At 55.8% G+C, this 14,484-nt stretch carries 13 protein-coding genes; all 13 read left to right on the plus strand.

Annotated features, from left to right (window positions below; genetic code table 11):
• Positions 1 to 149: 149 nt before the first annotated feature.
• The 13 genes from D8Y22_RS05410 (at position 150) to D8Y22_RS05460 (ending at position 14,231) form a co-directional block, all read left to right on the plus strand.
• Positions 150 to 4,574, plus strand: a complete 4,425-nt coding sequence (locus D8Y22_RS05410) for a hypothetical protein (protein WP_141463695.1) — start codon at positions 150 to 152, stop codon at positions 4,572 to 4,574.
• A 3,077-nt stretch (positions 4,575 to 7,651) separates the two neighbouring features.
• Positions 7,652 to 7,921 (plus strand): hypothetical protein, encoded by a 270-nt coding sequence (locus D8Y22_RS05415; RefSeq protein WP_141463696.1) that lies wholly within the window; start codon positions 7,652 to 7,654, stop codon positions 7,919 to 7,921.
• Between the two features lie 190 nt (positions 7,922 to 8,111).
• Positions 8,112 to 8,549, plus strand: coding sequence for a hypothetical protein (locus D8Y22_RS05420; protein WP_141463697.1), 438 nt, complete (start codon positions 8,112 to 8,114; stop codon positions 8,547 to 8,549).
• A 299-nt stretch (positions 8,550 to 8,848) separates the two neighbouring features.
• Positions 8,849 to 8,977: a hypothetical protein gene (locus D8Y22_RS23105; RefSeq protein WP_281282377.1), complete on the plus strand. Its 129-nt coding sequence runs from the start codon at positions 8,849 to 8,851 to the stop codon at positions 8,975 to 8,977.
• A gap of 427 nt (positions 8,978 to 9,404) precedes the next feature.
• Positions 9,405 to 10,112 (plus strand): hypothetical protein, encoded by a 708-nt coding sequence (locus D8Y22_RS05425; protein ID WP_141463698.1) that lies wholly within the window; start codon positions 9,405 to 9,407, stop codon positions 10,110 to 10,112.
• A gap of 127 nt (positions 10,113 to 10,239) precedes the next feature.
• On the plus strand, positions 10,240 to 10,800 hold the full coding sequence (locus D8Y22_RS05430; RefSeq protein ID WP_141463699.1) for a hypothetical protein: 561 nt from the start codon (positions 10,240 to 10,242) through the stop codon (positions 10,798 to 10,800).
• 36 nt (positions 10,801 to 10,836) lie between these two features.
• Complete coding sequence (locus D8Y22_RS05435) at positions 10,837 to 11,517, plus strand: hypothetical protein (protein WP_141463700.1); 681 nt, start codon at positions 10,837 to 10,839, stop codon at positions 11,515 to 11,517.
• A 34-nt stretch (positions 11,518 to 11,551) separates the two neighbouring features.
• Positions 11,552 to 11,725 carry a hypothetical protein gene (locus D8Y22_RS22250; protein ID WP_174811770.1) on the plus strand — a complete coding sequence of 58 codons (174 nt, stop codon included), beginning with the start codon at positions 11,552 to 11,554 and terminating at the stop codon, positions 11,723 to 11,725.
• Positions 11,726 to 11,834: 109 nt separating this feature from the next.
• Entirely contained in the window at positions 11,835 to 12,185 is a 351-nt protein-coding gene (locus D8Y22_RS05440) for a DUF4326 domain-containing protein (RefSeq protein WP_141463701.1), read from the plus strand.
• A gap of 98 nt (positions 12,186 to 12,283) precedes the next feature.
• Positions 12,284 to 12,664, plus strand: coding sequence for a winged helix-turn-helix domain-containing protein (locus D8Y22_RS23305; protein WP_141463702.1), 381 nt, complete (start codon positions 12,284 to 12,286; stop codon positions 12,662 to 12,664).
• 133 nt (positions 12,665 to 12,797) lie between these two features.
• Positions 12,798 to 13,013 (plus strand): hypothetical protein, encoded by a 216-nt coding sequence (locus D8Y22_RS22640; RefSeq protein ID WP_217350859.1) that lies wholly within the window; start codon positions 12,798 to 12,800, stop codon positions 13,011 to 13,013.
• A 177-nt stretch (positions 13,014 to 13,190) separates the two neighbouring features.
• Positions 13,191 to 13,709: a hypothetical protein gene (locus D8Y22_RS05455; RefSeq protein WP_141463704.1), complete on the plus strand. Its 519-nt coding sequence runs from the start codon at positions 13,191 to 13,193 to the stop codon at positions 13,707 to 13,709.
• A 144-nt stretch (positions 13,710 to 13,853) separates the two neighbouring features.
• Complete coding sequence (locus D8Y22_RS05460; RefSeq protein ID WP_141463705.1) at positions 13,854 to 14,231, plus strand: hypothetical protein; 378 nt, start codon at positions 13,854 to 13,856, stop codon at positions 14,229 to 14,231.
• Positions 14,232 to 14,484: the final 253 nt, after the last annotated feature.

The following is a 14,484-nucleotide window of genomic DNA, read 5'->3' on the forward strand; positions in this document are numbered from 1 at the left end:
TTCGGCGGAAACTATTTCGAAAACCGGGGAGAAAAGCGCTCAAACACGCTATCAAAGCTACACTGTGAAATCAACAAAGTGCTACACAAGAGCGAAACTATGAGCCAATCTATCGGGAAAGGCTTGGTGGAGCAGTCCGAAATACATCAGTGCAACCAGACCTCATAGAAGACGCTATCCAGATCGGTCTCGCCTCAGAACAAATTCTTCCTTGTGGCGGTGACGGAAAAGATGCCGTACGTCTCCCCAGCCCACGAGAAAACTTTGAGCACCATCTCAACGACGAACAAATCGATTTCACACAATCGTATGAAACATGGGCTAATATTTGGGAAAAATCGGGCTTGAAAAAGGATGAAAAAGAAGAGATAGCCTCTACCATAGCAACCTTAAAACTCATATATGACTATAATTCTACTGAAGCACAAGCAGGGGTTGGTGCTGCGATTACAGCCGGCGTATTAAAAGAATCCGGCAAACAAATCACTCTTGGAGAAAGAAAAATCCCCACATTTTGGGCTAATATCTACAATGAATTCTCATACTCACCCCACGAACCAATGCCAAAAGCCCGACTTCAGATCGGTTTGGAAAAGCTACACGATTTAACAGAAGACGAAGCTAACGCAACAATAAAACTAGCACTTGACCACGGGATTCTATACAAACACGAGGACCGCTTCAGCATCAACACACCTCGAGATGACAAAGGCCCCCAGATCGATGACGCAGCTTTCAATCCTGAAAGCTATCCGGTCACCATCGATAGCACAGATTCCGATCCAGACGACAAAGAGAACGACAACGACCCAACCGACACCCTAGAAGAACAATCAGCCCAAGGTACCTCCGCTGATCCCTCGCCCGAAAAGAGCCCGACCGATCCGGCCTCAACATCTGAGCAAACAACTGAAACCGAAAGTACTGAGCTTGAATATACCTCTGACGAAGACGAACCACCCACAGAGAAAGCCACTTCGGACACACCACCCGGTGGCCAACAAACACTCGGGGCTTCACTCACAGCAGAACCTCAGCCTCCCACCGACTCCACAGATCCAGCCCCAGAATCCAATTCACAGCAAGAGACAGACGCACAATCGGATTCCACAACTGACCCAGTGGATTCCATAGATAGCTCGCAAAAATCCAATCAGGAACCAACAGAGCCCCCTCACCCAGACGACTCCACTGGCCAAGACACAACTGAGGATTCAGAGTCCGAAACTTTCGGCTCTGGGTTTTACTCAGCAGATACTGTAACAGACTCTGAGCCTGCCCAGGACCCCGAAGGTGATCAACACTCCAGTACCGACACCAGCAAATCGAACTCACAGCCCCAAGCAGACACACAAGCCGATCGCGACTCTCCCTCGACGAATACCCCTTCTACCTCATCCGAATCCGCTCAGGAACAATCTGAGCGCGAAACAGAAGACAGCACTGAGCCGGCAGAGTCTCCAGATTACTCTGACGACCCACTTGCCGCCGAACCCAACAGTATGCTCAAAGAGGTTGATGTCGACGATCTCAACCTCCGACCCAAACCCCGGCTTGAACGAATCCAAGCCTGTCTCGAGGAAGCAGCCGCATTCTTCCACGCTCAACTCGAGACACCAATCGACGAGAATATCGAGTGGAACGAGACAAAGGCCTACGAGGAAGGCTACCGGAAACCCGAAACAGCACGAGAATACTTCGGCACGCCAGATACGGACCCGATACCAATCCCCCTCGAACAGGATCCAGAGGCACTCGAGAATCAACCTGCCCACCGGGACGAACAACACTCTGGCGTCATCCCGACCGCCGACGCCAAAGCCGACGATCGTACCCCAGAGGAACTAGCAGCCGACGACCAACCTTACGCCTACCTCGGAACGGATCACCGTGGGTGGCCTGACGAGACGATCGACGACAAACAACTCGGCTGGGCACCCATCGACACCACTGCACTTTTCGACCATCTCCAGGCACACGGCTTCGAACACCACACGATGGTCGCAACTGGCCTCTTTGCCAGACCGTCCGACGCCGGCGGCAAAACCGACAACAACCGAGAGTGGGTCGACTACACGACCCAAATCGACGACGATGAAGAGCCAGACCCCCTCAAATGTCTCTTCTGCGCTCGATACGTCTTCCCATACTACGACGAGCACAATCGAGTCACGTTCCTCATCGGCCGGAAAGTCGGATTCGACACCGAACACGGCATCCACGAAAATGACTTCCTCAAAGGGAAGTACATCAAACTCGCGATGAGCAAGGGCTACTCCGCCGCCAACGAACCAATCTACGGCCAAGAGTCCATCGTCGACGGCGAACCACTCGTGATCACCGAAGGGATTGCCGACGCGATCTCAGCTCACGCTCACGGCATCCCCTGTATCAGCCCCGTCACGACAACCGTGAAAACAGAACTTCGCGACAAACTGAGCGATATGATCCAATCTCACGGCATCCCCGACGTCCATTTCATTCAGGACGCCGACCCACCCGAGACGAGTATTCCCGCCGAAGACGACCTCGAGTACGACGAGGAGGCGTGCAAAGAGGCACTGAACACTCGACTGCTGTTCTCGCCGACCGACCTTCCAGCCGACCTCACAGCCGACCAGATCGTCGACGCCTACCAAAGCGACGAACTCGGAGCGCTACTCGAGGAGCACAACATTGCCACCGACCCCGAGGATGTGCCGGTCCACATCTTGACCGACGACCCATCGATCAGCGACAGTGGTCCAATCTCGGAAGTCCTGACGATCGGCCAGGATGGGCCAGGGGTGAAATCCGCTGTCCAAATGGGACAGATTCTCGACGCGAAAACACCCGACCAGTACTCTGCAGAACACGGCGACCTCCAACAGGCTGCATCGATCTACGAGGACCACGTCGTCAACGCACCCCCAGAGGACCACCCAACCAACGCCGAACTCGACACGCTACTCGAAGAGACGCTCGAGGAGATTGCCGCCGAAGAAACCGAAGACGAAGACGAAGCAAATCCAGCTCCAGACACGGACGGCAAAATCGACGTTCCGAGCGACTACGAAGGGACCAACATCTGGGTGACGGAACTCCCGCAGTTCGGTGACGAAAAACGCGACCTCGACGACTACCTCCAAGAGGGGTGGCTCTCGATCATGCCACCAGCTCAGTTCGGCCTCTGGTCGATCCTCGAGACCTTCCCAGCAACACCCAGCGATGGACCGACCCAACCCGCCGATTGGCTGGCGAGTCTCACAAGCGACGAGGAGCCGGTGAGAGCCTACCCATCGAAGATCGATCCAACCATCCTTCGGTATCCACCAATCGACTCTGCGACACCAGAAACCTACGGGAGTGTCAAGCGTGACTGCATGGCTAGCTCCAGTGCAGTCTACAACCCAATCACCGACACAGAACAACTGGCCACTCTCGCTCAACAGGGACTGGCAACCACCCCGTACCACCATGCTTCGTTGTTCGGCACACTCCCCTCGCTGACCCCCGGCCAACACCCGGCATCAGCACTCCCCCCAACTGGGGGCCAATCCGGCACCGATCTCAACCTCGATCCGCAGGAACTCGAGGACCGAATTGAGTCGAACGAATGGCAGAATCTCACCGGCTCTCACAACCCCCTCTGGAGTGCCACCTTACGGGACCTTGGGTTCACGCCTGGATTCCGAGGAAAGAATCCCTTCGGCCATCACGGCGAGAGTGAAAATTACTTCGTCGTCTACGACGATGACAAAGCCTATTGTTTCAAGAACAATGTGCTCTATAATTTCTTGAACGCAACCCTGGTCGAGATCGGTGAACGACACCACGCAAATGCCGAAGGCTCGCTCTCAGATCGGGAGAAATTTTTGGTCTGGAAATACGCTCGAACAAACGGCATCGTTCCTGCCCATACTCCTCTCCCGATCGACTCGCTCGTCTGGTACGGACTCGAGAATGATCTCGTCGAAGAATCCCAGCTCGAGCGCTGGGATACTGACGACACTGACGGCGATGAAACCAACGCCAGCAACGCCGCGCCCAAAACCAAGTTCCCGTACGACAACTACACCCAGACACTCGAGCATATCGAAGAACACCACGGCGTCACACCAGCCCGTCTCGTCACCCTGCGCGAGGGGGATTCTTCCAGTGACAATCATAGCGGTAACGAAGATAGTCCCAAATCTGATACGATGAGCTGGGACGATGCTCTGCTCCAGTACGGTTCCTTGCACCAGCAGCAAGACGATTCGCCCGAACCACTCCAACAGTTCCTGAACTTCTTCGTCGAGATCGACACCGATGTTGACGAGCCCAAAGAGAGTGACCTGTACATCCCAACCGAGCAATTCAGAGAAGCTTATTACACCTGGGTCGATCTGGTAAACGAATACACGAGCAACACAGATGGTATCGACTATGCTGATGTTGAAAAGAAAGCACCAAATATCTTGGGAAGAAATCTGAATGAAAATGATGATGTGTCAAAATCCCGCCGCCGAATAGACGGGCCTCTCACTTCGTGTTACATTGGAATATGCTTGAACTCAGACGGTAACAAACTATCTAACTTGACCGAAGACTAAGAATCTAATATTTATTCAGATACATTTTCACCCCAAACAAATAGCCCCGCTAGCCGGTTTCATAGCACCACTTCGGATAGAGATCTTCCTATAGTTTGTTTTGAGAGGGACCTAACTCCCATAAAGACATAACCATAAAGAATCACCAATAATTGGATTTCTACATCTGAAACGGAATATATTGAAATAAACCATACAACGAGGGGGTGTTCAGGGATAATCCGATAAAAATATCAAAATTAATATTCAGCCTAATATAGCCAATAATTGCTATACGTAGCGGTGTTCAGGGATGCATAATTTCAACACAATATAGGTAAATCTCACGATATAGGAATTCAGTATATCAATACTGATGCTATGTCTATTAGTTAAAGTGAATGGACATGCGAGTAATGCCGATTTGAGAAATCACGAAAAAAACCATACGTAGCGGTGTTCAGGGATAGAATATGACCTATTCTACCTATCCCCGAACACCCCCATCTAATCGCAAGAAGACTTAGGGGTGTTCAGGGATAGCCTCCTGACTTTATTCCGCCATATATAGAAATATTCTTGATAGTTTTTCTCTCTTTACTGAAAAAAACCATACGGCGGTACGATAGCTTCCAATTCGAGTGTTGTTTGAAGCCTATCCCCGAACACCCCCGCCTAATCGCAAGATGGCTTCGGGGTGTTCAGGGATAGATGTACTTAAACGGGGTGGATAGGGCATATTCTTGGCAAATATGGTGTGATAGAGCTTATTGCAGGAATATAGTCCCCATTTTCACTGCTCTTTATTTCACCCTATTTTGGACCCCCCGATTTGACTAGCGGCGTCTGAGTTAATACCCCCATTTACCCCCGTTGGGTGGGGGGTGAATGGGGATTTGCCAAGTTGTATGGCTCCTAGATATACTGGCTTCACCAGCATCACCCCCAGTCCCCCTGTGAGGGGGTTGGGGTATTGGGAAGACCAGAGGAAAACGAAGATTGGAGATGGGGGAGGGTGGGAAGACAAGTTGGACTGCCACCACGATCTCCAAACGGCCGATCGGCCTCGACGAACTCGACGTGCTATCGCGACCGCCGGTCGTTGCACTCCCATCGACTCCAACTGACTCCCTCGAAACTATCTGATTTCCTAGATTGGACTCACCGATGTCTTCTGGGTCAGACGGACCAAGGGATGACACAATTTTTCGAGCGGTGACGACCGCCGCTTCCCGAGTGAGTCTCGACGCGGTCGCACCAGCTGGATCGCCACCAGATTTTGACCACTCGTCTCACCGCGATACCGACTCGGATCTCAGTCGACTTCCCGGTCAGTCGGACTCGATTCGAGGAGTGATTTCACCGAGAGTTCGTCGACGGTGATCGACCCAATACTGACCCAGGTCTGGTCACCGGACGGTCGACCACGAACACCAGGTAACTCACTCGCCGATCGGCTCAGTTCGAGAGGACGAATCCCGCCGGCGACCGTCGCCATCGGAACGGTGCAGACGTGACCGACAGTCACTCTCAGAAATCTGATATCGGCTGGTGACCAAACGCCATCTGTCGGGAGTCGTCTCAGGGTCCGTCAGCCCAGGTCTGATGCCGGTCGCGAACAGCCGGTCGGCAGGCTCCGACCAAGCCGCCCCAGCTGCGACGGTCGCCGCGCCGATCGAGGTTCCATTGACACTGGGTGGCCCCCAGTAGGACGGTCACCGCCACGCTTCGTTCACCACCTCCGATGGACTGCAACGAACCCTACAGCCCAGGTCGGGCCGCCTGTTTTTTCGGCGCTGTATTTACCCTGGAATGAGGTCAACCAGATGGGCCGTGCAGGCAGGGTTTGTTACATTCGCATTTTCAAGCCGAATTTATCCGGCATTTGCTTTGGACACTTGGTGTTTCTTGCTACTGCTGTTAGGCACACAATTTACTCACCGATTTGGACTCCTACCCACGGGTTTGTTGAGGCCATTTAGGATTGCAAGTTAGCCCCGATTCTGAATGGAATCTCGGCTGTTTCTTCAGGCTACTATCGAAGCCGAAACGAACCACTACCTCAACCGGGAACTTCCATAGTTTGTTCGAGGTTCTTTGCAGACCGAAACGAACTCACCATTGAGGGTTGTACTCACGGTTCGTTTGACACCCATTACAGGCCGAAAACAAGGTCGGATATTGGGTGGGTATTTCGGGTTTCTTTCGGAACCGATCAGGTTTCCAACGAACGGCGACCTCGAGCGAGGGGAGATTTTGTTTCCACTGCTGTAGCGTGGCGTAAGCAAGGTCGGTCTCGAGAGGGCGGCGGTTGTTCGTTCGAGGCTCGGATGACCTTGAAACCAAGGACAGTCTCGAGGACCAGCAGAAGTTTGTTCGAGGTCCAGTCATGGCCGAAACCAAGGACGGTCTCGAGAAGCAGTGGGTGTTTGTCCGAGGCGCGATCGATCCTGAAAGCAACCACAGTCTCGAGCAGCAGTGGAAGTTTGTTCGAGGCCCAGATCGACCTGTATCCAATGGGAGTGTCGCAGGGGAGTGGCTGTTCGTTTTGGATCGCAATCGACATGGAAACAACACCAGTCTCGAGGGGGTAGTCGGGGTTGGTTGAGCGCTCGATCAGCCCCGTCTGTAACGCCAGTCGCCAGGGGGTGATTTGGAGCTGCCTCAGTACCAAGTCCCCCAGTGGGACAAGCGTGGCTCCCGTGGGGGCAATGGTGTTCTGAACCCCTTGCTTTCCACTCGAGTTTCGGTCACTCTGCAAAGGGGTATCGTCCGTTACTGTGGGTGTAATCAGCCGACCGATTGTCCCCATAGGGAGGTGTCTCGGATCGGCGGTGATCACTTCGTCGACGTCGACGCCGGCGAACCACACCACTTCGAAAGCCCTCGGGCCGCTCGAGGTCGCTCTGCGGGATATCGACGGACGTCGTTGCGTCGATAGAGCCCACAGAGACGACCACGTACACTCGAGCGACCCTCGCCCTTTCAGTCCACCAGGGGACGGTGGCGGCGGCAGATATAGCGCCGACAGTAAGGCTATCTACCGGAGATGAGGGTTTATCGCCCCCAGAGGGGCGAGGTCCCTCGGAGTGACTATCATGAGTTCGAATCCACAGACCGTCCAGCAGTCCAGCACCGACAACCCAGAACCAGTCGTCGCGACGTTCAAGAGCAAAGACGATGTGGTCGGCCGGCGTCCCGACCACGATCCCCACGGAGAGTCCCAAGCACTAGCCGCCCACTGTACCACGTCGTGTGACAGCTGCGGTATCACCGGCCTCGTCCCCGAAGAGACGCTCATCTACGCCGACGGGCTCTGTCGAGACGGGCCGGAGAAAGACATCATCTGTCCCGACTGCGACGAGTGAACCCAGCCGGTCGCCTCTTTTTTTGCGCTGACAATCAGCCCGACATTCGTCTAAGTGGATAGATGCAATCCACGATACGACTCGAGGTTTCGACCGACGCAGGCAGCATTTATCGCCGACAGTAAGGCCAACTTCCGAAGATGAGGGTTTCGACCCCAGGGGGGTCGGATCCACCCTCGGAGTGACTACCATGACTCAGAAAACCATTCAGCGAAGCCGTCGCACCGATACCGAGACCGAATCGACCAACGCGAACTACTACCTGCTGGCTCCCGGCACGTCGCTGTCTAGCCGGACGCTCGAACAGATCGGCCCGAACGCGACCCAGACGGTCTACGATTGCCAGCTCGAGGCCCTCGTCCACGATCTGGCGTTCAACCGCTCCCGGAAGTTCCACGTGCTGCGTGTCGACCCGGAGACGAACGAGGCCGCCGTCGGCAGTGGAGACGGCGCAATCCACCCCAACCCGGTCGAGGGAGTCAGCACGGCCGACGAGACGGTCTTCTGCAAGAACAAGCCCTGGAGTCGATGCGGTCGCCTCTCCTCGGATGCCCTCTTCGAGATCGACACCGAATGCCTCTCCCTCGAGAAGCAACAGGGAAGCCAGTTCACGATCGCCTCGGAGTGAGGCCAGCCGGTCGGCCTCTTTTTTTGCGCTGACAATCCGCCCAACACAGCAGTAAGTGCTTGGGAAAAAGCAGTCGGTACTGAACTCCCCGTGGTCTGGATGCCTCAGCAGATTCGTCGCCGACAGTAAGGCCATCGACCGGAGATGAGGGTTTTCGCCCCCAGAGGGGTGAGGTCCCTCGGAGTGACTTCAATGTCTGACAACCCAACTCCCGAGCAGCAGCAGCGACTCACCAGCATGTTCAACGCCCGCAACCGAGTAAAGCACTTTGCAACCGACGAAACGGAGGTCGAAGGCCGATGAGCCGTCGTGTCACCTTCAGCCTTTCCGGTCACGCCGTTACCCGCCAACGCGGGTCGGAGGTGGACAGCGTCCAGACGACCACCGGCGGGGCATCGATCAGCGACCTTCTCGAGAACCTCGAGTGAGCCCAGCCGGTCGCCTCTTTTTTTTGCGCTTCTCGACGCCTCCACCACCCACCACCTCCAGGTTCCGGGCTGCCGATGCCTTCGGCATCGGTTCCGGGCTTTCCCTTCCACTCCAGTCGCCAAGTCCTCATCCAGCTCGGTTGAACGGCCGTCGTGACGGTCGCGATCTCTCCGGTGGGGACAGAGACACTGGGGCAACTACCTCTTCGTCGACGTCGACGCCGGCGAACCACACCACTCCGAAAGCCCTCGAGCCGCTCGAGGCCGCTCTGCGGGATATCGACGGACGGTGTTGCGTCGATAGTGCCCACAGAGGCGACCACGTACACTCGAGCGGCCCTCGCCCTTTCAGTCCACCAGGGGCCGCCGAGGTCTAGTGAGTGTGTGCTCAGTACGGCATTTGTATATCGTGACGGGTAGAACGAACATGACGGAATCTACCCACCCAGAGGAAAAGGCACAATCGTTCGAATTTACCCAGACTAGCCCATTGTCACTATCGGATTTTGACGGGGCCGACCACCGCCGAAAGCACAAGCTGTCGTTCGATACCTCGACGTTGCCGGACGACGCAGACCCGTGGATGGCCGACCTACTCGACTGGCTTCTGGATGGGATCAATGCCATAACGAACTACCCGACCCTGTGTCTCTGGCTTCGTGGATCGACACGCGATCTCCTGTTGGGATACGAACCGGCCGACGGCCACGAACGTGCTAGATTCATTCGTGCAGCAACGTTTTCCAACTCCGGCCTCTCGGCCTTCGAGTTGTCTCGAGACAACGAAATCGACGCCGGACTGGTGACAGTCTTCGACGCCGTGAATATCCTGTACGATTTCGTCTGTGGTGTCGGTGGCCACTACGGCGAGGAACCATCGGTCGTACTCACCGATATGATGTACCTGCAACAGGTTGCCAGTGCCACCCACCCAATCGCCACCGACATGCCAGACGGAACCGAATCCTGGAGTCGATCACAGCTGGTAGATCGCCGCTTCCCTCTTCCCAACGACCGCGACCGTGTCGCACTCCCCGAACCCGTGTTCGACCCATCTTGGCACCAGCAGGATCCTCCCGAAGACCCTCACAACCATCCCGAACAACTACTCTCTGAGCACATCGATCAGAGTTAGGCCTATCCAGCTCGTGACTGTTAGCCAGACACTGTCGTACCGCATTTATGTGCCCGAATGGGCAGGTCCAGTTCCGACGGACCAGAGCGAAGGACGACCAAGGGAGTCGGCCTTCGGAGTGATCTTCATGAGTACGACACAGCAGACCCAGTCCCCACGACGATGCATCGAGACGCCAACTGCCTACGATTCCGAGCTCGAGAACTCCGAGACTATCCGTCTCGAGGTGGAATGGATGCACGAACGAGCAACCGGCTTCGCGATGAAACTGTCGCGGTTCCTCGACACCGGCGACGAAGTCCACCTCAAAAAGGCCTGTGCCGCGCTGTTGATGGCCCTCGATATCGCCGAAGACGCCAACGATTCGATCGACATCGACGACAAGTGGGTGATCGACGGCCCGTCCGTCGACCGCGATGCACACCACGTTGTCCGCTGTTCCTCGCCGGTCGAACTCGAAATCGAACATCTCGACCAGCGGGCTGCAGACGCGATCCAGCACCAGCTGGCCCACATCTGTCGCCACCGCGACACCGACGATCTCCACACCGAACTCGAGTACCTTGCGGACATGCTCGCAACGGTCACGGAGGACGGCCAACGGTCGATCGTCCGCATCGCGAAGCCCGAAACCAGTGTCCAGCCCAACCTCGAATGGCACACTGACAACACCCCGCTTGCGAAGTGAAAACAGCCGATTTTCGCCGGTAGAGGCCCCACATACATGAGTTCGAGTTCCCAATCCGTTCAGCAGAACCGCTACCCGACTGTCCACGAGTCCGATGTCGAACACGCCCGGTCGTTCTCCGTCGACGATCTCGAGGTTCCCGAGCCCGTCGCCGAAACGATGGGTGTCGACGACCTTGCAGCGTTCGACGGGTTCGAGCACCGAGGGATCACCGTCGAGATCACCGACGTCGTCAAGTCGGCCCGCCATGCCCTCTACAACGAACACGTTGCACAGGGCGAGGAGGCTGCCCCCCAGACCTCGATCACCCTCCACGATGCCGCCGATCGGCTCGCGTCGTTCCTTGGGAGTCGCTTCGATACCTGGATGACGACCCAACCCGAGATTGCCCTCGAAACCAGTTCGGAAGCACTCGACGAATCGGATGTGTGGGGCTACCTCTGGGGAGACGATCCACTTGGCCTTCGCGACGGAGGAATCAATTACCATGCAGATATTCACCGAGACTTGATCGTCTCGGCACTGGCCGTCGTTTTCTCCCACGCCGTTCCCCAGGAGGAGGCTGACATGGACGTTCGACGGGAGGATGCCCAGCGCGAGCTGAAGATGGTCGTGGCCGGCGAAGCACACGGTGCGTTGTCTCGCGAGGAAGTTCACGAGGTCGTCGACCAGATGTACGACCAGATGGACGACCGCTTCGGCGCTCTCGAAGACTGAATCGCTCACCGATCCGATTCCAACCACCGAATCTATGACCAATCTCCAAGACACAATCGACCTGCTTGACGAGGCTGAAGAACTGCTTTCCGAACAAAACCCAGGGAGTCGCGAAGCCCGTGCTGCAGCGAAGATTCGCGAGGCCCGGACTCGAGCCGAACGCTCTCGAGAGGAGGTTGTCCGAGTGCTCGGTGCAGACGAAGACTGAGACCAGCCGGTCGTCTCTTTTTTTATGCCATCTGGTCCGACAAACACGCCGACAGTAAGCCTTTCTCCCGGCGACGGCGTTTTTGTCCTTCGGACAAGTGTTCAATACCATGACTGAAAACGAATCCACCCGTGTTGGGCATTGCAAGCAGGACGATTGCAGCGTGTATATCGGCCGGGGCTACGACGGCGAAGCGATGGGCGATGTGGAGATCGGCGAACGAGGCTGGCTCGGGAATCCGTATCCCCTCGACGATGGATACAGTCGCGAAGAGTCGATCCGACTGTTCGCTCTGGATCTCCTCGAGCGTATCGACGAGGATCCACAATTTCGAAAGGCGTTGTTCGACATCCAGGGCGAGACTCTGGGCTGTTGGTGTCACGGACTCGACGAGGAAGAACCGGCCTGCCACGGCGACGTGCTTGCTCGAGCAATCGATGCGATCCAAAAACGCGAATGAAAGTAGTAGTCGTCTCAACTTCAGTACAGCACCGGTAGTACATACAGTGAGTTTGATACAGGAATACATTCAATAGGTTTCAATACATCCAATAGAGTATGCCAATCAGCAAAGATCAATTCGAAGAAATCGGTGACCGAAAAGACAGGGATGGCCCTACACCTGGAACAAACGCGGCGAAAATTCTCTCCTTTCTCCGTACTCACCCGAATAAAGCGTTCACACAAAGCGAAATCGCAGAGAAAACCGACGTAACAAGTGGTTCCGTCGGGCCGACACTCGTCCGGTTACGGGAACGCGGACGAGTTGATCATCGGGGCAAGTACTGGCGCGTCAGCGATCACGACCAGAGTGTGGATACTGCTACCGGCCATGCAGCTACTGCGTTAGCAGCACGAGAAGACGACAACGAGAAGCCCCAGATGACAAACTGGCAAGAACACGCCGTCGACCCTCGAGAACATCGAAATGCACCGTGACCCATTCGAATCCGGCGATGTGTTCTGGGCACCCGATCCGTATCGCACAGGAGACAATCCTCGGCCATGGCTGGTGCTAGCCGCCGAAACCATTCCGTATGTCGGCGAAGAATACATTTGTGCTGGGCTGACGATGAGTGACCTCCCAGACAATATCGAGGTGAAAAACAAAGACTGGGTCGTAGGGAACGACCCAGCCAAGACCTCGTACTGTTCACCGTGGGTGCTGGCTACAGTCAAACACGATACAGTAGCAGGACCACAGGGATACCTCACAGACGAGTTCACTCGCGAGATCGTTCAACAAAGCGTTGGATATCTTAACGGGGACGTGAACAGCAAGCCGTGACCTCCCTCCGCTAATTTGTTTCGCTCGTAGCCAGCCCAACATTCCTGTACGTGGTTAGGAGATACAGACTCCTTTTCCAATCCGTTGTTCCGGTTGGCTGTCGGGACACTGCTTTCGACATTTATATGCTATCGGACAGGTACAATGTGGTTAACGACTTCCGGAATGAACGTTTCGATGGAAACCGCAACTCAGTACGAGGATTTCGATCCAGCCGAGGCAGTTCTTCTCACGGTCCCCGAATTCTCCGAGGACCAGGCCCAGCTGTTTGCAGAACAGTTGTCGGCCTTCCTCGAGAGCCACGATGGTCGGTCGCTGCTTCGCTGTGTCTCGCTGTTGTACACCGCTGTCGAAGAAGACAGCGAAGCACAGGCCGTCGCGACGACCGGCGATCTCGACGCCGTCGACGACGACCTCGAGTCCAACTGGTCGATCGAACTCCAGATCGAAGGCCTCTCCTCCGAGGCCGCCGAGAAACTCGCCCGGAACTTCCAGCCGATCCTCGACGGCACCCTGAACGATCCAGCACTTCTCCTCCTGGGGGGTAGCCTCGCGTTTGAAACCGAACACCAGCCACGCTCTGTCATCCGTCTCCCGGCCCCCGACGGTGCCGATCGCAACGACCTCGAGTGGCACACCGACACGACAGTATCCCAGAAAACCTTCTGCGAGGAATACGACGAAGTCTCCACGTAGTTCGTTTCATCGTTCCACAGCCAAACACTCGCCTAAGTGGTTAGGAGTTACCAGTATTTTTTGACTGGTATCTGTTCTGGTGTGGCTGTCGGTACAGGCTGGTATTCTCGTGGCTATCACGCATTTGTCGGCGTGGAACGGTCGATGCTCGAATCCGTTAACGACCTCGATCTCGAGGAGAACGAAGCTGTCCGCGTCGAAGGTGCCAACGGTCGCCCAGACCGATGCATCTATATTGGCCGTGTCGGATCAACCATTCTCGAGGTCTCGTCCGACCGACTCCGAGAACTCTCCCCGGAGGCAGCCCACTACGTGGTCTGTGCTGGCCTCGCGACCTCGCAGACGACGATCGGCGAGGCCTTCGAGTTCTTCCACGGTGACTACGAGCCCGAGATCACGTATTTCTGTCTCGGCTGCGGGTCGACGTCGACGCCAGGATCCAAGAAGTGCTGTGGATGTCCGGTCGGCTGCGAGATCGACTCCGTTGATTGGCCGCCCGTCCCGACTCCTTCCTCCGCGTAGTCACTCTTTGTTTCACCACTTTCCAACTCAACACTCGCCTAAGTGGTTAGAAGTTACACGACGGCCGGCTGCCAGGTGTCTGCGTTCCCGCATTTATACACGACGAATTGGTGCAGTATCGTCGATCCAACGGATCGACTGCAGCCAGTCTCCACACATGCTCGCCGTTGTGGACAGCCGGGTCGGTCGACATTCAGACGACAGCCGACCCGAGACGAGTACCGTGGTTGGGGGAGACTGGCTGATTCATCGC

Origin of the sequence: Salinadaptatus halalkaliphilus (genome assembly GCF_006543045.1) — an archaeon.
Taxonomy (GTDB): domain Archaea; phylum Halobacteriota; class Halobacteria; order Halobacteriales; family Natrialbaceae; genus Salinadaptatus; species Salinadaptatus halalkaliphilus.